This is a genomic window from Kouleothrix sp. 19917, from assembly GCF_057073505.1.
Genome location: NZ_CP097099.1, coordinates 5,835,841 through 5,856,609, shown reverse-complemented (window position 1 = coordinate 5,856,609; position 20,769 = coordinate 5,835,841). Strand labels below are relative to the sequence as shown.

At 63.7% G+C, this 20,769-nt stretch carries 17 protein-coding genes; 3 read left to right on the top strand and 14 right to left on the bottom strand.

All coding sequences use genetic code 11. The annotated features are described in order from the left end of the window. Positions 1-50 precede the first annotated feature (50 nt). A complete protein-coding gene (locus tag M1P90_RS23635) occupies positions 51-2,615 on the top strand; it encodes an ABC transporter substrate-binding protein (protein WP_483697930.1) in 2,565 nt (854 codons plus the stop codon). A gap of 52 nt (positions 2,616-2,667) precedes the next feature. On the opposite strand, the gene M1P90_RS23630 is transcribed toward M1P90_RS23635, so the two are convergent. From M1P90_RS23630 to M1P90_RS23605, 6 genes are all read right to left on the bottom strand, one after another. Next, positions 2,668-3,723: a J domain-containing protein gene (locus M1P90_RS23630; protein WP_483697928.1), complete on the bottom strand. Its 1,056-nt coding sequence runs from the start codon at positions 3,721-3,723 to the stop codon at positions 2,668-2,670. A gap of 54 nt (positions 3,724-3,777) precedes the next feature. After that, positions 3,778-6,144 (bottom strand): heme lyase CcmF/NrfE family subunit, encoded by a 2,367-nt coding sequence (locus M1P90_RS23625; RefSeq protein WP_483697927.1) that lies wholly within the window; start codon positions 6,142-6,144, stop codon positions 3,778-3,780. Between the two features lie 152 nt (positions 6,145-6,296). Beyond that, entirely contained in the window at positions 6,297-6,728 is a 432-nt protein-coding gene (locus M1P90_RS23620; RefSeq protein ID WP_483697926.1) for a cytochrome c maturation protein CcmE domain-containing protein, read from the bottom strand. 60 nt (positions 6,729-6,788) lie between these two features. Next, positions 6,789-7,016, bottom strand: a complete 228-nt coding sequence (locus tag M1P90_RS23615; protein WP_483697925.1) for a CcmD family protein — start codon at positions 7,014-7,016, stop codon at positions 6,789-6,791. Then, the gene (locus M1P90_RS23610) at positions 6,997-7,998 is read right to left on the bottom strand and encodes a cytochrome c biogenesis protein (protein ID WP_483697924.1); all 1,002 of its coding nucleotides are present in this window, start codon (positions 7,996-7,998) and stop codon (positions 6,997-6,999) included. The genes M1P90_RS23615 and M1P90_RS23610 overlap by 20 nt, the downstream gene beginning before the upstream one ends. Before the next feature lie 222 nt (positions 7,999-8,220). Next, positions 8,221-8,907: an HAD-IA family hydrolase gene (locus M1P90_RS23605; RefSeq protein ID WP_483697923.1), complete on the bottom strand. Its 687-nt coding sequence runs from the start codon at positions 8,905-8,907 to the stop codon at positions 8,221-8,223. A gap of 158 nt (positions 8,908-9,065) precedes the next feature. On the opposite strand from M1P90_RS23605, the gene M1P90_RS23600 reads away from it, so the two are divergent. After that, positions 9,066-10,313 carry a DUF445 domain-containing protein gene (locus tag M1P90_RS23600; protein WP_483697922.1) on the top strand — a complete coding sequence of 416 codons (1,248 nt, stop codon included), beginning with the start codon at positions 9,066-9,068 and terminating at the stop codon, positions 10,311-10,313. Between the two features lie 217 nt (positions 10,314-10,530). On the opposite strand, the gene M1P90_RS23595 is transcribed toward M1P90_RS23600, so the two are convergent. Then, the gene (locus tag M1P90_RS23595) at positions 10,531-11,325 is read right to left on the bottom strand and encodes a class I SAM-dependent methyltransferase (protein ID WP_483697921.1); all 795 of its coding nucleotides are present in this window, start codon (positions 11,323-11,325) and stop codon (positions 10,531-10,533) included. Positions 11,326-11,542: 217 nt separating this feature from the next. Here M1P90_RS23595 and M1P90_RS23590 point away from each other — a divergent pair, with 217 nt between their 5' ends. Continuing rightward, positions 11,543-12,424, top strand: coding sequence for a LysR substrate-binding domain-containing protein (locus tag M1P90_RS23590; RefSeq protein ID WP_483697920.1), 882 nt, complete (start codon positions 11,543-11,545; stop codon positions 12,422-12,424). Between the two features lie 231 nt (positions 12,425-12,655). On the opposite strand, the gene M1P90_RS23585 is transcribed toward M1P90_RS23590, so the two are convergent. The 7 genes from M1P90_RS23585 to M1P90_RS23555 form a co-directional block, all read right to left on the bottom strand. Beyond that, positions 12,656-13,648: a mannonate dehydratase gene (locus M1P90_RS23585; RefSeq protein ID WP_483697919.1), complete on the bottom strand. Its 993-nt coding sequence runs from the start codon at positions 13,646-13,648 to the stop codon at positions 12,656-12,658. 161 nt (positions 13,649-13,809) lie between these two features. After that, complete coding sequence (locus M1P90_RS23580) at positions 13,810-14,643, bottom strand: carbohydrate ABC transporter permease (protein WP_483697918.1); 834 nt, start codon at positions 14,641-14,643, stop codon at positions 13,810-13,812. A gap of 24 nt (positions 14,644-14,667) precedes the next feature. Then, positions 14,668-15,582: a carbohydrate ABC transporter permease gene (locus M1P90_RS23575; RefSeq protein ID WP_483697917.1), complete on the bottom strand. Its 915-nt coding sequence runs from the start codon at positions 15,580-15,582 to the stop codon at positions 14,668-14,670. An 88-nt stretch (positions 15,583-15,670) separates the two neighbouring features. Next, complete coding sequence (locus tag M1P90_RS23570; protein ID WP_483697916.1) at positions 15,671-17,161, bottom strand: ABC transporter substrate-binding protein; 1,491 nt, start codon at positions 17,159-17,161, stop codon at positions 15,671-15,673. Between the two features lie 755 nt (positions 17,162-17,916). Further along, positions 17,917-18,672 carry a FadR/GntR family transcriptional regulator gene (locus M1P90_RS23565; protein WP_483697915.1) on the bottom strand — a complete coding sequence of 252 codons (756 nt, stop codon included), beginning with the start codon at positions 18,670-18,672 and terminating at the stop codon, positions 17,917-17,919. 88 nt (positions 18,673-18,760) lie between these two features. Next, positions 18,761-19,597: an NAD(+)/NADH kinase gene (locus tag M1P90_RS23560; RefSeq protein WP_483697913.1), complete on the bottom strand. Its 837-nt coding sequence runs from the start codon at positions 19,595-19,597 to the stop codon at positions 18,761-18,763. 78 nt (positions 19,598-19,675) lie between these two features. Then, positions 19,676-20,644: a metalloenzyme gene (locus M1P90_RS23555; protein WP_483697912.1), complete on the bottom strand. Its 969-nt coding sequence runs from the start codon at positions 20,642-20,644 to the stop codon at positions 19,676-19,678. Positions 20,645-20,769 lie beyond the last annotated feature (125 nt).

Genomic DNA, 20,769 nt, shown 5'->3' with positions numbered 1-20,769 from the left:
AGAATACTCGTTCGCGCCGAGCAGGCATATGCCGTCTGCTGATAACACTTTTGCTTCTTTCCAGCCTCCTCGCCGCCTGTACAAGCGACGAGCGGCCGCCCGATCTGACGCGCTCGGACGGCGTGGTGACGATTGGCTTTGGCGTGCCGCCAGCAGAGCGCGCCCTTTATCAGCCATTGGTCGCGACGTTCAACGAGCAAAACCCCGACATGCGCGTGCAAATGGTTGGGATTAGCACAGATGGCGATTCTAACGAAGTGGTTGGGCGGGCGACGCGTGCTGCCGACACGGCCGCTGTGGATTCCGTCAGCCGCGCCGACATGACGAGCGGACGCTTGTTCGATCTTGCGCCACTCGCCGACGCCGACGCCACATTCGCACGCGATGACTGGTACCCTGGTACGCTGGATATGTTCACGGTGGATAATCGCCTGTTTATGCTGCCGCGCAGCGCGCCGCTGCCGCTGCTTGCGTATAACAAGCAACTGTGGGCCAGCCGAGGCTTGCCGCCACCGCAACCAGATTGGACATGGCAAGATCTTGCGGCGGCGGCTACACAATTGGCGCGCAAACAAGGCGATACGATCGACGTGTATGGTCTTTTCGACGGCGGCGATGGGCGTTATGCGCTGCTTGGCGAGTTAGCGAGCGCCGGGATTCTGCCATTTGCGACGCCTGTGGGACAGTTTCGGCTGGATGAGCCAAAGGTCGCGCAAGCGATCGAACGCGTTCGCGCGCTGGTTGAGAGCGGGGCAGTCGCGCTCACAAGCCCTTCGGCGCGTGGAACCGTCGAGAACGACAATCCATATCAGCTAATCTTTGATCAGCACGCAGCGATCTGGTGGCCGCAATACTTTCGCCCGAACGCATCGAACGCGCCTGCTCCTCCATTCGACATTGGCACCGTGCCCATGCCGTCGCTGCCGCTGCCATATTCTGATGTGGTGCTTGCGCCCGGCGGCTACATCATGAGCAGTGGTACGCGCTACCCGCAGCAGGCGTGGCGCTGGCTTTCGTTTCTCAGCCAGCAGTCGCTCGGCGTTCAGTATGCGGTAGCGGCAGCCGCGCCAGTGCCACCGCGACGGTCGCTGGCCGAAAGTTCTGGTTACTGGAAGAACTTCGATGCAGAAACACGCCAGGCGGTCGAAACCGCGCTGCGCCGCCCCTCATCCCTAATCCCGATTGGCAAGCAACAGCCCGAGGTTTTCGAGGCGCTCAGCCTGGCGCTTCATGCGGTCATAGACAATCACGAGCCAGTCGATCAAGCGTTGCAAAACGCCCAGGCACGGCTGAGCGAACAGCTTGCGCAACTTCCAGCGCCCGCTGCCACGAACATCCCTCCGTCGGTCGCAACGCCTCTGCCGGAAAGCGCACCTCCCGGCGCGAGCGCGCTGACGTTTAGCGCCTGGGGTTTTGATCAGGAAGGGCTGCGCCGGCTCGGGCAGGCGTTTAATCAAGCTAATCCTGATATATTTGTTCAGATCAGCGAGCCAGCCGGCGGGGATGGCGGGGCGCAGCCTGGCGACGTGCCCGACTCAGCCGATTGTTTCGCAACGCCGTTGCTGCCTGGCCAACCGCCCGACATTGGAACGCTTGATCTCCAGCCGCTGATCGACGCCGACACGACATTCAATCTTCAGGATTATCCGCCCGGCTTTCTGGCACCGTTTCGTCAGGGCGCGGGCCTGTACGGGCTGCCGTACACAGTGTCGCTGCGCGCGCTGGCGTATAACCGCGATGCCTTTGACGCAGTTGGAGTGGCGTACCCCGCCGCGGGCTGGACGCCCGAAGACATGCTGCTTGCGGCGCAACAGCTGACGAACACACGCGGGGACCTGCCGCGCTATGGCTTTGCCGACGCCGATCCGCAGGCGACGCTGGCATTTGTTCTCAGCCTGTTTGGTGCAAAAGCTACCAACAGCGTCAATGGCACGCTCCACGCGAACCTGACCGACCCAAACGTCGTCAGCGCAGCACGTTTCTATGCCGCGCTGCTCCATACCGCGCCGCCCCGCCAATCGCTGGGCGGCGTGGACCTGGCCTACCAGGCTGAGTCTGCGCGCTTGCGGGAACTCGGGCAGGTGGGTATGTGGTTGAGCGCCGACCTATCTCAAGAACAGAATCGCGCAGCATTCGCTGCCGCACTCGCGCCGCTGCCGGGTGGCGCGCCGGCTAATGCTGGCATTGTGAATCCAATCGGCCTGTCTATCTCCGCGAAGACACAGCACGCCGAGCAATGCTGGCGCTGGCTCAAATTTCTCAGCCAGGAGCCGACGGTGCTGGCTGGCGGCTTCCCGGCGCGTAGTTCGCTTGCGCAGTCGGCCAGTTTCCAGGAGCATGCGCCTGGTGGCGCGGCGAGCGTATTCGACGCCTACCGAACAGCCAGAGCCTCCTCGTCGCCCGACGAGGCTGCTACCCTCGACGCACGACTTGATACCTACTGGCTATTCGACGCAATTAACCAGTCGCTGGATAGCAAAGATCTGGAGCGGGCGCTGGCACACGCGCAGGACGTGACCGAGCGCTATCTTCTGTGCGTTCAGCAAGGCACTGCGGCGCAGGAATGTGCAACGCAGGTTGACCCACAAGGGCATGGCAAAGCCCAAACTCCATGACTACTGTGCGCTCTGTGCCTCAACTCGTATATGCTGGAAAGTAAATAGCAGCCTATTTTGTCTTGTACTTTGCGATCAGCAGTTGGGCCTGCCCGACCAGTGGCGAAGAGGGGTTGCGGTCGATGATGCGCTGCCATGTTTTGATGGCTTCGTCGGTCTGGGGCGGCGCGGTGCTCACCAGGCAGTGGCCCATGCTCAGCAGCACGCGGGCGTCGTCGGGGGCGGCGCTGGCGGCGCGCTCGACTTCGGCCAGGCCCTGACGCACAAAGCTCTGGTCGCCGGTGCCCGCGCCATAGAAGCACGAGCTGGCGCCCATGTCGGCGCGTGCCGGGGCATTGTCGGGTTCGAGCGCGAGCGCTTCGCTGTAGGCATTCGTCGCCTGGAGCCAGCGCCCCAGGCGCTGCTGGTAGACCGGGCTTTCGGGGGCTTGCTCGCGCACGATCTGCGCGCTGTCGTACAGCACATTGCCCAGGTCGATCCAGGCTTGCGCGTTCTTCGGGTTTTGCTCGGCAAAGGCTTGCGCCTGCGGAATGCTCGATTCGTAGATGTCAAACTGCGAGACGGTGGGCGTTGGCGCGGGCGCGGGTGGGCCGCCGCCGCCAGTGACAAACAAGCTGGCGGTGATGATCAGGGCCAGCACGGCTCCCAGAGTCACTGGCAGCGTCAGCCGCTGGGCCAGGCGGCTGGCGGGCCTGGCTGGCGCTGCCCGGCCGGGCATGCTGGGGGCAAGGGTTGGCTCAGCGGAGCCTTTGGCACGCTCCTGGCGGCGGGCGGGCGGCAGCGGGCGGTAGTCGAGCGGTGTGTCGGTGTTGACGACCGGCGACTGACGACCAACAACTGGGGATGCCTCCACCTGCTGCTTGTCACCCGGCTGTTGGGCTGCGCGCTGCTCGGCATCGTAGCGCTCGCGCAGGGTCGGGTCGCGCAGCACCGCGTAGGCGCGCTCGATCGCGTCGCGGCGGGCACGCGCCAGCTCCAGCAATTCGTCGGCCGCGCCATCGAGCTTGGCCGGGTCGTAGCGCTCGCTTAGCCGCGCATAGGCAGCATCGATCGCGGCAGCGTCGGCGCGGGGGTGGACTTGCAGGGTCTCGTAGTGGTCCTGAGCCATGATTCTATCGAAACAGACAGGGGCCAGAGAAACACGGTTTCCCCGGCCCCGTCGCTATTTGCTTCCTACAAAGCGCGCGAACACACCCAGCCCGCGCGGCAAACGCGAACGCGCGCCGCCCGGCTGCCAGCGCCCTTCCAGCGTGCGCCGCACAATCGCAATCAGGCCGCCCAGCACGCCAATAATCACGCCCAGCCACACCAGCACAATGCCCGGCTTGACGCTGACCGTCACCACGGCCTTGCCCGAGTCGACTGGCAGGTTCAGGCCGGTGACGCGCACGACCACCCAGCGCTGCAGCGGGTTGAAATCCTCGAACACGGCAGTTTTGCCGCCGGGCAGGTCGACCGGAACGCGCTGCAGGGCTTTGGCCGGGTCGGTTTCGTTCGCCACCAGCCGGATCACCGGCACAACAGTGCTTTCTTTGCCTTCGTACTGCACCAGCAGCTTGGCCCCAATGTCGCCACTGCCACCGTGCGTTTCCACTGCGTCGAAGCCCTGGAAGGTGATGCTGTACGGCCCGATGTCGCGCTTGTCGCCCACGCTGAGCTGCGCAGTGTTGCGGTCGATCGGCGGCTGGTACTCCTGCGGCGAAATGTACACATCTTCGTACAGGTCGCTCTTGATCGCGGGCGTGGCCATGGTCGCGCCCATGCGCGGGTTGAAATACAGGTTCGGCTGCGCGCTCCAGGTCTTGCCATTGCGCGTCAGGGTCAGGTCGAGCACGCCGCGCCCCTGCTCGTTGGTCTTCCAGTCGCTGAAACTCATGTCGTAGCCATAGACATTGACCGACTCGCCCTGCGGCAGCGAGACGCGCAGCTCGGGCGTGGCGTAGAAGCTCGAACCAACCACGCCGGCCAGCAGCACCGCCAGGCCAACGTGCGCCATGTAGCCGCCAATGCGCAGCCAGCCGCCCTTGACAGTGCGGATAATCATCAGAATGTTTGTGCCGGCAGCAAATGCACCCAGGCCCAGGTAGGCCAGCGGCAGCGGGTCGCGCGCGCCAAGCACCAGGCCAATGCAGGCCACCAGCACCGCCGCCAGCGCCGGCCAGCGCAGTGCGCGCAGCAGGTGGCGCACATTGGTGTCGCGCCAGCCCAGCAGCGGGCCGATGATCATCAGCACAACAAGAATGATTGCCAGCGGCGGCACGGTGGCGTGGTAGAAGCTCGCCACCAGACCGAAGCGACCATCGGTGAAGGCGGGCGCGTTCGGGTCGAGCGCCTGCCCGCGATCCAACTCGAAGGCCGCGCCAAAGAAGCTTTGCAGCGCATTGCCGACGCCCGGAATGGACGAGATCACCGGCATGGAGGTGCCAATCGAGACCACCGTGGCAATGACGATCAGGCCCAGCGAGAGCAGCACGAAGAAGCTATCGCGCGAAAGCAGCTTCTCCGAAATCGGCCGGCTCGGGATATCGCGCCAGCGCAGCGCCAGAAAGCCAAAGCTCGCCACCGCCAGCACCGCCAGAAAGCTGGTCATAATCGTCTTCAGGCCCTCGGCCACAAACGAGTGCACCGAGAACGACGACAGCACGCCGGTGCGCGTCAGGAAGGTGGCGTAGAACACCAGCACATAGGTCAGAATGGCCAGCGCGAAATTGGCGCGCCGCATGCCGCCACTGGTGCGCTGAATCAGCAGGGTGTGGATCAGGGCCGTGGTTGTCAGCCAGGGCACCAGCGACGAATTCTCCACCGGGTCCCAGCCCCAGTAGCCGCCCCAGTTCAGCGTTTCGTAGGCCCAGTAGCCGCCCAGCAGCAGCGCCAGCCCAAGGAACGACCATGCCGCCAGCGCCCACGGCAGCGCAGCGCGCCCCCAGCCGTCGTAGTCGCGCCGCCACAGCCCGCCAATCGCAAACGCAAACGGCACCGCCATCAGCGCATAGCCAATAAACAGGATGGGCGGGTGGATGATCATCCAGGGGTTGTGCAGCAGCTCGTTCAGCCCTTTGCCGTCGGCCGGCACGGAGTGCGCGCCGGTCGCCGGGTCGGTGAAGGGGATGAAGGGGTTGCGCACCAGCATAAACACCAGCAGCGCGGCCTGGATCAGCATCAGCACGGCCAGCACATAGGGCTCGTTGTGGCGCGTGCGGCGCACCAGCAGCTGCGCGGCCAGCAGGCCCCACAGTGCCCACACCACAAATGATCCGGGCTGGCCGGCCCACATCGCGGCCATGCGGAAGCCAAACTCAAGGTCGGCCGAGCTGTAGTCGTAAACATACTGGATGTCGTAGCGGCGCGCCAGGAACAGGTACATAATCAGCGCCACCACCCCCAGCACCGCAAAGAGCGCGCCGCGTGTGCCGGCACGGCCATAGGCCAGCGCGGCAGTGTTGCCGCGCGTCACCAGCGTGTAGCTCACCGTGGCGATGGCCGCCGCGACAATGCCGCAAATGATCAGGATGGTGCCAAAGAGGTACATACGCTGCTCCAAACGTGAGGTTTATGCCTCTGATCGTGGGGGATACATTCCTGGTTCCGTAGTTTCGTGGTTCGGCAGCTATGTGCGCAAAGAACCGCAGAACTACTGAACCGCAGAACTGGCCAGCGCGAACAAGTAATTTCGCCCGTTGCCTAGCCCTGCGACTGATCGAGCTGCTCCTGGTATTTCGAGGGGCATTTCACCAGCATGTCTTCAGCCTGAAAGACGTTGTTGGCGCTGTCGTAGTGGCCAATCGCCACAATGCTGATCGCCTGCTCGAAGTTGGCGGGCTTGACCTTGGGGTAGACCACCTGCACGATTTTGCCGGTGTTATCCTGCATCTGGAAGGTGAAATTGTTATTGGCGTCGTAGTGGCCCTGCTCACCGGGCACCAGGAAGCCAGCCAGCTGCACGCCGCGCCCGCTGCTCATCGCCTCAGCGACGCTGGTGGTGTAGGGTCGCAGCGCGCTGGTGAGGCCATAGTAGCCCAGCACAATCGCCAGCACAATAATTGCGATACCGATCATATGCAGCGGCTTGAGCGCGAAGCCGCGCCGGCCAAAATCACTGGAAGCGGTTGCCATAGCTGCTCCTCGAAAAGATTTCAACCGCGCCTGGCGCGCAGCCAAACGCATGAAACCGTGTTATTCATCATTCGTTACGACGCGCGCGGGTGGATGTGCGTTGCGCGCCTCTAGGGTTGCGCGCGGCGCGGCAGCCTCGGGCCGGGCCGGCTGGTCGAGCCGGCGGCGCAATTCCTGCGCCTGGCGGTCGAGCCGCCACAGGAACGCGAAAATACCCAGCCACACCACCAGCGCCACCGCCAGCGCGGCGTAGATCGCCACGCCCGGGTCAAGCAGGAAATTCGGCATAGCTTCCCTCCCGCTCCGCCAGCCGCTCGTGCAGGATCAGCATGGCGGCGCGCAGGCGATACATCCAGAAAAACAGCGCAGTGAAGCCAATAATTGAGGCCAGGAACGTCCACAGCGTGCGGCCATTGCTCAGCAGGCCAGTGCCGGGCGCTTCCATGTTCAGGCGCGCGCTGCCGGTGGCGAGGTCGGCCGCCTCAAGCGCCAGCGTGAAACGCTCGCCCTGGAAGGAAGGCCGGTCGGCGGGCTTGCCGCTGCTCAGCTCCAGCGTGGGTTCGAGCGTGCCCAGCGAGCGCCCGCCCATGCCGCGTACATTCACGGTGGCCACGGCCAGGTCGCCGCGCCGCTCAAGGGTGAGCAGCTCGAGCACAATATCGGAATTGCCGAGCTGGCCGAGCTTTGCGCCACCGGGCTGCGTGGAAAGCGTGATGCCGTCGCACTTGCTGCCCTGAATAAATGCGCAGTTCGGGTGCAGCGAGCTTTCGGCCACGCGCGGCGCGACAAACAGCAGAAAGGGCATGGTCACCGCCGCGAAAATATTGTACGCAGCCGAAAGCCGCCTGCGCCGGTCGGTGTCGTCGATGGCCGAGCGCAGCGCGAAATAGGCGGCGTAGATCAGCAGCAGCACCAGGATCGAGGTTTCGCGCGGGTCCCAGTTCCAGAAAACGCCCCACACCAGCTGCGCGAAGATCGCGCCGGTAATGGTGGCGAGGATGCAGAACACAAAGCCAACTTCGGCCGCGGCAACTGCGCTGGCATCGTGGGCGGGGTTGCGCCGCCACAGGTACAGGGCGCTGTAAACTGCCGAAACAGTAAACGCCACCGAGGTGACCCAGGCGGTTGGCACATGCATAATAATGATGCGCCCGGCGTCGCCCAGCCCAACGTACTGGGGCACGACGAGGAACATGGCCACGACGACGCCGGCAATCCAAAGCCCCAGGAAGAGCTTGGCAGCCTGCGCGAGCGGCGTTGTCAAAGCCATCGCGACCTCTTTTCTAGGCTTCTGTGCGCGCTAAATGGCGACGATATGATACTACGTTTGGTTTTGATGAGCAAACGATGAGACAAACGGGCAATGCGCCGCTGCCAGCACCGCGTCACCACTCCCCCATGCAGCAGGCGCATCACCCGAGCATGAGTGTAGGGCACGGCTCTCGGCTCGCTCTCGAATGGGCTAGGGCGTGCCAAACCTGCACGACATGCGCTACTGGCTTTCCAGCCAATCGGCCAGGGCGGCAAGCGAGGGCACGGTGTGCAGCGGCGTGGGGTCGCCCGGCGCGCGGGTTTCGTTCAGGCGGTTGACCCACACCGCCAGCTGGTTCAGCTCGTTGCAGGGCCGAATGTCGTGAAACAGGCTTTGCGCGGCATGCAGCCAGCGCCGCCCGCCAATGCGCTCGCGCGCCGCTTCGAAGTGCGCGTGGCCGGGCTTGTAGCTGCGCACCTGCTCAGCCGTCACAATCAGCTCAAACGGTGCGCTGAAGTGCTGGAGCGTGCCAGCCAGCAGGTCGTCGTCGACATTCGAAAGAATACCGAGGGCATAGCCAGCAGCTGCCAGCCGCTGCAAGGCCGCGTCGGTATCGGCGAACGGAGGCCAACTCGGTACGCTGGCGGCAAAGCGTTCGGCCGCCGCTGCGTCCATTTCCCAACCAACAAACTCAGCCACGCGCAGCGCGGTTTCGGCCAGCACGGCGCGGTAAGATCGGAATGACTCGGCCTGGACCTGTGGTTCGACCTCGTGGTAAATGCCCAGCACGCGCTCGGCATCCAGTTCCAGCTCGTCGGCCACGCCCGCCGCGCTGGCTTCGTCCAGAAAGGCGCGCGAAATGCCGCGTCGCCAGTCGATCAACGTTCCATAGCAATCGAACGTAATACTATCGTAGGGTGCAGGCATGCTCGCTCCTTTCGCGCTTGTCGGCACCTATTATAGCTGCATGCGGGCGGCTGCGTTCTTGCAAGCATGACGCTTGGCTGCGTCAAGCGGTCGCATCTGGTCGTCTAAACAGCACGGCGCACGCGCCGCAGAGATACGAAGAAAGGCACATCCTGGCTATGCAATCGCAAATCGAGCGCGACCGCCAGCGCGAGCTGAATCGCATGAAGTGGTTCGCCACCGGGCTGCTGGTGCTGGTGGCGGTGATATTCGTGGTCGCGCGCCTGTTTGAGCGGCAGTACCCCTGGGTTGGCTTTGTGCGCGCCTTTGCCGAGGCGGCCATGGTTGGCGCGCTGGCCGACTGGTTCGCCGTCACGGCGCTGTTCCGCCACCCACTGGGCCTGCCCATCCCGCACACCGCGATCATCCCGCGCCGCAAAGACAGTATTGGCGCGAGCATTGGGCGCTTTGTGGCCGACAATTTCCTGTCGGAAGAAGTGCTGGTGGGCCGCCTGCGCGGGCAGCATGTGGTCGAGCGCGTGGCGGTGGCGCTGAGCGAAACCGACCTCAAGCAGCAGATTGCCCGCCACGCCGCCACTGCGCTGCACAACGCCCTGCGGCTCGTCAACGACGCCGACCTGCAGGCGCTGGTGGAGCACACGGTAGTGACGCGTGTGCGCGATGTGCAGCCCGCGCCGCTGCTGGGCCGTGGGCTGGCGGCGGTGCTGGCCGGCCGGCGGCAGACCGAGCTGGTGAATGAGCTGGTAAACCTGACCGGCCGGCTGCTCGATGAAAATAAAGAAGCGATTCGCATCAAGATCAGCAAGGAAACGCCGTGGTGGCTGCCGCGCTCGGTCGATTCGCACATCGCCGAGCGGCTGTTTGGCACGATCGAAACCACGCTCGACGCCGTGCGCGCCGACCCGAACCACCCGTTTCACGAGCGCTTCAACACGCTGCTCTACGATTTCATTGAGCGTTTGCAGCACGACCCCGAGACAATCGCGCGCGGCGAGGCGCTCAAGGACGACCTGCTGGCGAACCCGATTGTGCGCGATTTTTCCGCCTCGCTCTGGCTCGACATCAAGGCCGCGCTGATGGCGCAGAGCGAGCGCCCCGACTCGACGCTGCGGCGCGCAATCGAGCGCGGCGTGCAGCAGTTTGGCGATCTGTTGCAGCGCGACGAGGCGCTGGCTGCCCGCGTCGAGCGCGGCGTTGAGCGGGTGGTGGTGTATGCCAGCCACGAATATCGCCACCAGTTCGGCCACCTGATCGCGCAGACCGTCAGCCGCTGGGACCCCGACGCAACCTCGCGCAAAATCGAATTGCAGATCGGGCGCGACCTCCAGTTCATTCGCATCAACGGCACGCTGGTGGGCGGCCTGGCCGGCCTGCTGATCTACAGCGTTTCGCTGCTGCTGGGGTAGTGTAGAAAATGAAGGAATGGCGCAAACCTGAGCCGCATCCTGGACCCAGAGGGTACTCCGCGCGAAGCGCTTATCGAAGGGTGCGCATCCAGCGAACAATAGATCGTTTGGGCCACAGAGCGCACAGAGGACACCGAGTTTAATTTTCTTCTCTGTGTTCTCGGTGCCCTCTGTGGCTAGTCGTTTGTATCCATATTTGCCAGCAATTGAAGCCTACCTACGCTGGCACTTCCAGCTTGCGCGCCAGCACAATCGCGTACATTGTCGCAATCGCCGTGATTTCACCATTCGACACGCGGAGGCCAAACGCCTCGCGGCATTCCTCGGGCGCGCCCAGCAGCCACGCCTCGAAGCGCTCGCGCTCGCCGGGCGGCATTGGCATGCGCTCCACCCACGGCGCAAAGCCAAACGACTTGCTGCGCAGCGGGTCGGTGTGCGCCACCTCCATGCCCGCCGCCTCGATCCAGCCCTGCCACTCGCTCAGGCGGCAGGCGCGCACATGGCTGGGGTCGCGCCACTGCTCGAAGCGGTTCATAAAGGCGTCGAGCGCGTCGTCCTCGGGGGCCATGTTGTCGTCGAGCACGAACTGCCCGCCGGGCCGCAGCACGCGCCCCACTTCGCGAATATATTGCGCCGGGTTCGGGAAGTGATGCGGCGCGATTCGCGTCGTCACCAGGTCGAAGCTCGCGTCGGGAAAGGGCAGCGCCTCGGCGTCGGCCAGCTCGAAGCGCACATTTTCTGCACCCTGCTTGCGGATGAAGCGCTCGGCGGCGGCCAGCATCTCGGGCGTCAGGTCGGTTGCCACCACTTCGGCAACGAGCGGCGCGAAAGCCAGCGCAGTATGCCCGCCGCCAGTCGCAATGTCGAGCATGCGCTCGTGGCCGCGCGGCTGCGCCAGCTCAATCATGCGCGCAAGGTCGGGGCCGTGGGCGTGGCTCACGCTGGTAACATAGCTTTCGGCCACCGCGCCAAACTGCTCCTGCACGCGCCGCTTGATCTGCTCAGATTCCATGCCGGTCTCCTTTCTGTGGCCCAATCGGCCAGCTAGACAAAGTATAGCGGCACGTGTACCATTATTCAAACTGATGAATTCAATCTTTGCGATAGATAGAAATTATATGGCGTCGATGTGCAGAAGCTGATGTACGCACTACGCACTATGATGCTAAAAACGTAGTGCGTAGTGCGTAATCTTGCTCGCACATTCAGAATGAAGGGCGAGGGGAGTAATGGATATTTCAAAACTGCGGATCTTTGCGACGGTGGCGCGGGTGGGGAATTTTACCCATGCAGCCGAGCGCCTTTACCTCACGCAGCCGACCGTCTCGCAGCAGCTTGCGACGCTGGAGGCGCAGATCGGCGCGCCCCTGATCGAGCGGCTGCCGCGGCGGCTGCGCCTGACGCCGGCCGGCGCGGCGCTGCTGCCCTACGCCGAGCAGATCCTGGCGCTGGCCGCCGAGGCCACCGAGGCCGCTCGCGCCGCCGCCGGCCTGGCCGACCGCACGCTGCGACTGGGGGCGGGCCACGCGCTGGCGACCTACCTGCTGCCGGAGTTGCTGGGCAGCTACCGCGCACTCTATCCGCAGCGGCTGGTGCGCATCAGTGTGGGCAACACCGCCGAGCTGCTCGAACAGGTTGCCAGCGGCGCGGTTGAGCTGGCGCTGGTTGGCTCGCCGGCCGTGCACCCGCAGCTCGATGTCACGCCGTTCAGGCACGATCAGCTTGTGGTCATTGTTGCGCCGGGCGACGAGTGGGCCGCGCGCGATGGCATCCCCGCCGAGGAGCTTGCCGGGCGCGTGTTCTTCACGCGTGAGCCGGGCTCGGCGCTGCACGCCTCGGTCGAGCGGATTTTGGGCGTGGCCGCGATGGAAAGCGACAACGTGATTCTGCTGGGCGAAACTGAAGCGATCAAGCGCAGCGTCGAGGCCGGGCTGGGCACAGCGCTGGTGCAGGGCATCGCTGTCGAGCGCGAGGTCGCGCAGGGCAACCTGCGGGCGCTGCCACTGCGCGGCGCGGACGATACGCGCACCTACAACTATGCCTGCCGCGCCGGGCGGGCGCTTTCCGCTGCCGCCGAGGGGTTAGTGGCGCTGCTGCACGAGCACGCCTAGACCCAGTACCTTTCAAATAACCACCAAGACACCAAGGCACCAAGAATTATGTGGTATTGTGAAGAGCCCTTCGTGTCTTCGTGCCTTCGTGGTAAAGGTCCAGCTTCCTCATCTAAATAGAGTTGCGCAAGTGCAATTCCAGGCGAGGTTTTAGCGCAGGGGTGCCCTCGTTGCGCATCGCAATTCCCAACCCCCAACCCCCAAACCCTAACCCCTGCGCGCTCACGCGCACTAACCTAGCTTGTTCACCGCATCGACCAGCGCCTGAATGTAGCCGGTTGCGTGGGCGCGGCCACGGTGGCACCATTCGGTGTCGTCGATCAGGCGCGGCACATGGTCGTCGATAATAAAGCCGGTGAAATTCGCCTGCTTGAGCGCCTGCACTGCCGCAACAACATCGACATTCCCTTCGCCCAGAAAGCACTCCTGAAACTTCGGCACGCAGCCCTGCACGTCGCGCAGGTGTACGTACACGATCTGGCCGCGACCGCCAAAATGCCGAATCGCCGTGATTGGGTCTGGCCCCATTTCCGACCAGCAGCCCATGCAGAAATCCAGACCATGATTCGGGCTGCGAAAGGTCGTCATGGCGCGCTCGAAGCCGTCGAAATCGTGAAAGAGCCGGGCGATGCCGCCAAGCTCGGGCAGCGGCGGGTCGTCGGGGTGGAGCGCCAGCCGCACGCCAGCTTCTTCGGCCACAGGCAGCACGCGCTCCATAAAGTAGCAGTAGTTGTCCCACATCTGCGCGGCGCTGAAGCTGCGCCCACCCGCCAGCGGGTGCTCGCGCACGCCGGCCCGCAGCGGCTGCGCATCTACCAGCGCCTCGTCGAAGGCGGTGACAATCGCGCCGCCGCGCCCGCGCGCATCGGGCGTGCGCCACACGCCGTTGGGCATCCAGTGGTAGCCCAGCACCGTGATGCCGGCCGCGCCCATGTTGCGAATGGTGGCCTGGTAGTGCGCAATCTGCTCATCGCGGCCGTCGAGCCCAAGCATGGCGCGCTCGTAAAAGCTTACCGGCACGTTCTCAAGCGCTTCTAGCCGCAGCCCGTAGCTGTCGCAGCGCCGCCGCAACCAGGCAAGATCGGCCTGTTCCCAGCGCTGCTCGGTCGGCATGACGGGAGTATTCAGCAGCACGCCGCTCGCGCCAAGCTGCTGCGCAAAGGTCAGGCGCTCATGGGTCAGCTCGTTGAACTGGCCGATCGCCACGCGCATGGTGTCACTCATCGAAGCCTCTGTGTTGTGTATGTTGTTGAGAACGAGTGTAGTGCCGCTGAAGTCCGCTTCTGTTTCTGACCAAAGACGGATGACGGATGACGAAGCCACGTTGGTCACTCGTCCTTCGTCCTTGGTCTCAGCAACGAGAAACGAATGTCAACCAAGCTGTGCTAGCCTTTCACCGCGCCGGCCGCCAGACCCTGCACCACAAAGCGCTGTGCCAGGTAGTAGAGCACCATCACCGGCACGGCTGCCACCACCGAGCCGGCCATGATCAGGCCCCAGCGGAACACATCGCCGGTGATCAGGTATTGCAACGCCACCGGCACGGTCTGCTTGTCGGGCGAGGTGATGAAGATCAGTGCCAGCAGCAGCTCGTTCCACGCGCCGGTGAACGTAAACACACTCACTGCAATCAGCCCCGGCGTCGAAAGCGGCAGCAGCACGCGCGTCATGGCCTGCACGCGCGTCGCGCCATCGACCATCGCCTGCTCCTCAAGGTCGGCCGGGATGCTGCGGAAGAAGCCCATCAGCAGCCATGTGCTGAGCGGCGCGGCAAAGGTCAGGTACACGAAAATCAGGCCGTGCAGGGTATTGCCGAGCCGCAACTGCGCAACGATCACCGACAGCGGGATGAACAAGAGTGCCGAAGGCGTCAGGTAGGCCAGTAGAATCAGGCGCCCGGCCAGGGTGCGGTAGCGATATTTCAGCCGTACCAGGCTGTACGCGGCCATGCAGCTCACCGCCACCGAGATCGCCGTAGCCAGCCCGGCGACAATAATGCTGTTGAGGATGTTGGTTAGGAAGTTATTGCCAACCAGCAGGTCGCTGTAGTTGCGCAGCGTGGGGTTGAGCGGCAGCAGCGACGGCAGGCGATAAATGTCGCGCGGCAGCTTGAGCGAGATGATGATCATATAGTAGATCGGGAACAGAATGACCAGCGCGAGCAGCGCCAGCAAGCTGTAGTACAGGATCTTCTGCGGGGTGCTGATGCGTCCAATCATAAGCGTTCACACTCTACCGTTGGGTTAATCTTCTTGCAGTAGGCGCACGACGATCAGGGCCAGCATGGCAAACACGGGCAGCATCGCCACCGACACAGCCGAGGCTTCGCCAATGCGCAGGCTTTGCATGCCGAAATACGCCAGCACCGGGAAGGTCATGGTGGCGTCGGATGGGCCGCCCTGCGTCAGCAGCCAGATATTCTCAAATCCATTGGTCGTCCAGATGGTTGAAAGCAGCACGACCACCAGCACAACATGGCGAATGCCCGGCAGCGTGATATGGCGGAAGCGCTGCCACGCGCCCGCGCCATCGATGGCGGCGGCTTCGTACAGCTCGGCAGGCACGTTCTGCATGGCTGCCAGAAACGAGATCACCCAGAAGGGAAAGCCGCGCCAGAAGGTTGCGACAATGACGCTGGGCATGGCAAGCTGCGGCGAGCTGAGGAAATCGACATGGGTTTTCACAAGCCCGCTGCCGATCAGGATCATGTTGAATGCGCCGCCCTGCGGGGCATAGAGCAGCTTCCATGTCAGGTAGGCGACAAAGGCGGGCATGGCCCAGGGCAGCAGAATAAGCGCGCGCCACATATTGCGCCCGCGAATCGGCTGGTTGAGCAGCACGGCAATGCCCAGCCCAAACACGAGTTTCAGCGCTTGCACCACCACCACCAGCACAATCGTGTTGCGGATGGTGGCGCGGAAGCTCGGCTGGCCGAACAGGTAGGCATAGTTCGCCAGCCCGATAAAGCGCCCGGGCCGGCCAATCATGCGGTCGGTGAAGCTGATCCAGATCGCGAACACAAACGGGTAGAACACCAGCACCAGCAGACAGATCAGCACTGGCGCGACGAGCATGTAGCCAAGCCGCGCCTCACTGCGGCTGAGCGCGTTGCCGGCGCGGGCGCGTTCTCGCGTTTTAGGAACGGCTTGTTCAGCCATGAACCACCTGAAAGCCATGAGACAAGAGACAAGGAGATACGAGAAGGGGTTGCTTGTCTCCTGCCGCTTGTCTCATGGCTCCTATATGCTATTTGTACTTGTCGTAAATTGCCTGGCAGGCCGCCTGCGTTTCCTTGATCGCATCGTCGATGCTCTTGTTGTCGACTACGATGCGCTGGATCATTTTCGGCGTGAGGAAGTTGGTCTGGTATTCAGCAAAGGCCGCGTTGTTGACATCCGGGTAGCCGGGCGGCGTGCCGTTCTGCGCCAGGTCGAGCAAGCCCACATGCACCGGGTCGTCCTTGAAGATCGGGAAGCCGGTCTGGCTGTTCAGCACCGGGCCATAGATCGCCTTGGCGTAGTATTCGGTCATAAAGGCGTCGTCGGCCAGGTAGGCCAGCAGATCCTTCGCCTGATCTTTGAAGCGGCTGGTGGTGGGGATGACGCGCAGGTTCGGGCCTTGCGGCGCGACCTGCATCTTCGGGCCGGAAGGCAGCGCCGAGAACTTGGTTGCCTGCGCCAGCTCGGGGTCGTTCTTCACCAGGTTAAGGTAGACGCTGCCGGGGTTGGCGATGAACAAGGCGTTGCCCGACTGGTACGCGGTATTATCGCCCGCGCCGTCCCAGGTGGTCACGCCGGGCGGGAACGCGCCCTGCTTGTAGAGGTCAGTGATCCAGCCGAGGAAATCGCGGGTGGGCTGGCTGTCGATTGTACACATCTTGCCGGCGTCGTCGGCAATGCGCCCGCCCCACGATTGCAGCATCGAGGTGGTCAGGTTGCCGTCGCCCACATTCGAGAGCGCAAAGCCCATGCCGTAGGTTTCGGGTGGCTTCTGGGCTTTCAGCGCCATCTCCCCGATTTCCTGCCATGTTTTGGGTGCGTCGGTGAAGCCGGCTGGCTCGAGCTGGTCGGCGCGCCGGTTGATCAGGTTGCCCGAGGTGCCGAAGGGAATGCCGTAGCGACTGCCGCCAAAGTCCTTCGGGTCGTTCGCGCTGTCGGCCGATTTCAGCCAGCCGCCGTGGGCGCTGCCGATGGTGCCATACAGGTCGTCGAGCTTTTCAAGCTTGCCGCTCTGGCTGAGCAGCAGCATCAGGTCGCGGCCCATGTCGAGCGCGTCGGGCATGGTGCCGGCCTCAATCGCCGCCGAGACGCGCTGCGTGGTTTCGTTCTGGTTGATCATCACGACGTCAACCGGAATGCCTTTTTCCTGGCCCCACTGCTTCACGCGGTCCACCAGCATTTTGTTGGCTTCTTCCGAGAAGATCAGGCCGCCCCAGTAGGTGAAGGTGCCTTCGGCCGGGGGCGGAAGCGGGGCGAGCGTCGGAGCGGGGGCGGCAGCGGCGGCTGTAGGCGCGGGCGCTGCCGTGGGCTGCTCGGCGGCTGCGGCAGTTGGCTGTTCGGCTGCAGGTGCTGCCGTGGGCTGTTCGGCTGCGGGCGCCGCCGTGGGCGCTGCCGCCGGGGCGCTGGTGGGCTGCTCGGTGGCGGGAGCAGCGCCGCCGCACGCGCTGAGCACGAGCGCTGCAACAAGCGTCAGCGCCGCCAGGAATTTGTGACGCCGTGGGGAGACCGTACACCGCATCGTGAAGATCCTTTCGCTAGCGAGAACCCAGCATTCAAGCAACGCAAGGGCGAGAGAATCGCCTGCGTGTCTTGCCGATTCGGTCGTGCGCGTGCCCGGCAGCGCCAGGCAGCTATTCAGGATTCAGATGGTGGCGGGTGCTCGCGGTGCGAAAAGTGGAGAGATGCGCGATGCTTCACCAACAGCCAGGCATTCGTTTCGTCATTGATCCACTGCAACAGTGCGGTGTTTGGGTGCTGGTTGTGGCGCGCTGTGGTGCGTGGAATAGCGAATACTCAAGCGGGCCGCCCGTGACGGGCTGGCCTGCGCGATGGTGGTATGGGCTGGTTACTGGTCAGACAATCCATACTATAATTGAGGGCGAAAAATTTGTCAATCGTTTTGGACAAATAGGTAAAGGTTCTGTCGACGTTGGAATAAGAACGAGATCGATCCACAGATTACGCAGATTACACAGATATGATGACAAATACGGATGATTACTTCTGAATTGTCATGCTGAGTGCAGCGAAGCATCTCTCGTTGCATGAAAAAGAGATTCTTCACTCCGCTGACGCTCCGTTCAGAATGACAAAATGCAAGTGTTTACCCGAACTTGGTACGAGGTCTCTCATCTGCGGAATCTGCGTAATCTGTGGATGAATTCAGGGATTTTGGCATGGCCCTGACGGCGGGGAAATATCGCTCGAACTGGTTGGTAGGAACGATGGCGCGAAGACACGAAAGGATTGAGCACAAACCCCAACCCTGCGCGTTCACGCGCCCTGTGGCGTGTAGAGATTCTGGATCAGGCTGTTGAGGCTGCCGGAGGTGTTGGCCAGGTTCTGGCGCGTGGTCGAGAGGTGCTCGGCCATGGCGCGGCGGGCCGCCTCGGGGTCGTGCGCGGCGACGGCGCGGGTGATCGCTTCGTGCTGGGCGGCGGTTTGGGTGTGCAGCTCGGGTGGCTGGCGCAGGTCGATGGTATTTTGTTGCCGCCAGATGATGCCAACCAGCATGTTGATCAGAATTTCCAGCACTGGGTTCTGGCTGGCCTGCGCCAGCAAGCCATGAAACTGGGCATTCACGTCGTAGCTGAGGGTTGCGGCGCGCACTGGCTGGTCGGAATTCGCCAGCTCGGCCATGGCCTGACTTAGCTCATACAGGCGGCGAATTTGCAGCGGCGTGGCGTGCTGGGCGGCCAGCGCGGCAACTTCCGGCTCGATCATCAGGCGCGTGTTCAGCAGGTCTTCCACGCGCACATTTGCGTGGTGAAACGCCAGCAGCAGCGCGTCGATTGCCGGCGCGGTCAGATTTTTGCTCACCACCGCGCCCTGCCCGCTGCCGGTGATCACCAGGCCGCGCGCCGCCAGCAGCTTCAGCGCCTCGCGCACAACCGTGCGGCTGACGCTGTACGACTCTTGCAGGGCGCGCTCGGATGGCAGGATGTTCGTGGTGTCGAATTCGCCGGCCAGAATGCGCTGCATCAGGTCGTGCGCGATTTTTTCGGGGAAGGCGCTGCTGCGGCGGGCCATACGGCGCGTTATCCTTTACATGCGGCTGGTTTGCATAAACATACCGATTATAGGACAACTCATCGTACCAAACAAGCGTGATTTTTGCTCACTCATTCCGGCGCAGGCGCTGCGTGAGGCGGGCGTAGAAGGTGCTGGGCGGGTGCACACGCGCGAACAAACAGGTCTGGCGGGCGCGGCGAATTTCCACAATATCGCCTTCGTGGAGTGGCACACTGCTGCGCCCATCCGCCGAAAAGGCGGCGGCATGGCGGCTGCGCAGATTCAGGCGCACCACCGCATCTTCGTGCAGCACCAGCGAGGGGATGTTGGTGAGGTGCGCGGCGATTGGCACCAGCACCAGCGCGTGCGAGCGCGGGTCGACAATCGGGCCGCCCGCCGCCAGCGCGTAGGCGGTTGAGCCGGTGGCAGTCGCGGCGATAATACCGTCGGCGTGGTAGGTCGTGAGCGGCGCGTTGTAGATCTCCACCTCGATGGTTACCACGCGGTTGATCTCGCCGCGCGCCACCAGAATTTCGTTCAGCGCCAGCACGGTTTCGTCTTCGCCGCCATGCCCGTCGTGGCGAATAGTTGCCTCGATCAGCGTGCGCTCGTCGTGCCAGCCGCCGCCTTCCAGCAGCTGCTGCAAGCCGTCAAACAGCTCCTCGGGCCGCAGTTCGGCCATGAAACTCAGGCGACCCAGCGCCACTGGCAGCACCGGCACGCCATACGGGATGCCCAGGCGCGCGGCGCGCAGCACGGTGCCGTCGCCACCCAGCGCAATCAGCAGATCGAGCCCTTCGATATTATGTGGATCTTCGCGCACTTCATGCGAGAGGCCGCGCCAGGTGGCGACGCCGCGCGCATTCAGCCAATCGGCCACTTCGCCCGAGATGCGCGTGGACGCCTCGGAGAAGGGGTTGTACAGCACACCGACGCGTTGCATGGGCGCTTCCTTGGTTGCAGGCTTTCGTTTGGGATTGGGTAGATTATAGAGGGATATGGATATTCTGCAATGCGCGCACTACAGCGCGGCCAGAATAGCCCCCGCGATGCCCGCAATATCCGCAACATCCGCAAAGGCGGGCGCGCCCGGGCCAGCCACCAGCAGCGGCACGGGGTTGCGCGTGTGGGCTGGCGCCGCCAGGCTTTCGATGTTGCCGTGGTCACTGGTGACGAGCAGTGTGTCGCCCGGGCGCAGCGCCGCCAGCAAGCCGCCAACCAGGCCATCCAGCAGCGCCAGGGCGGCGTGCACTTGCTCGGTAACAATCGCTTCTTTGCCGGCGGAATCCTGCATGGCGCGCTCGGCGCCCAGCCGCCCGTGGCCGGCAAGGTCGGGCAGGAAGCTCTCGTAGAACACGAATTCGTGGTCGTGCGCAAGCGCGGCGAGGTTTGCGCCCGCCGTGGCCGGCGAAACGAGCGGCGTTTCGACGCCCGGCTCGCGCGCGCGCATGGCAGCGTTCGTCACATCCCACGACACCGCCCGCCCGTCGCGCAAATCGGCGCCGTCGCGGAAGCGCAGCCCCGCGCCCTCGGCGGCGATTACGCTGGCCGACTTGCGGATGCGCCGCGCGGCGACGGCCTGCCAGTAGCCCGGCCCAAACGCATTGGCAAAGGTTGCGCGCCCGCCGCGCTCGGTCACTTTGCGAAAAATACTCTGCTGGGCCAGCAGCGGGCGCAGCGCGACGGGCGGGAAGTGCGGCTGGTGGCGGCCATGCAGCGCGGGGGCATTCACGCCCGCCAGCAGCGCGACATGGCCGGTGCCGCTTTGCGGCAAGCCCGGCACGCCCAGCGTCGCGTCGATTGGCTTGAAGAGGGGATGGGGGATGGGGGATGGGGGATAGGGACTAGAAATGAATCCCCCGACCTGCTCCAGTGTGAGCGGGCCGCCCAGCAGCGCATGGAGCGCGGGCGTATCGGCGCTGGCGAGCGGGTTATCGGCGCTGGCAGGGGCCAGACCAACCCCGTCGAGAAAGACAAAGATCACGCTCATAAGCAGTTCTGAGTTTTGAATATTGAATGCTGAGTTTTAAGTTCAGTGGCACGCAATTCAAAATTCAACACCCGGAACTCAAAACTTTTGGGGCAGTATAGGCCATTGCATAGCGATGCGCAACA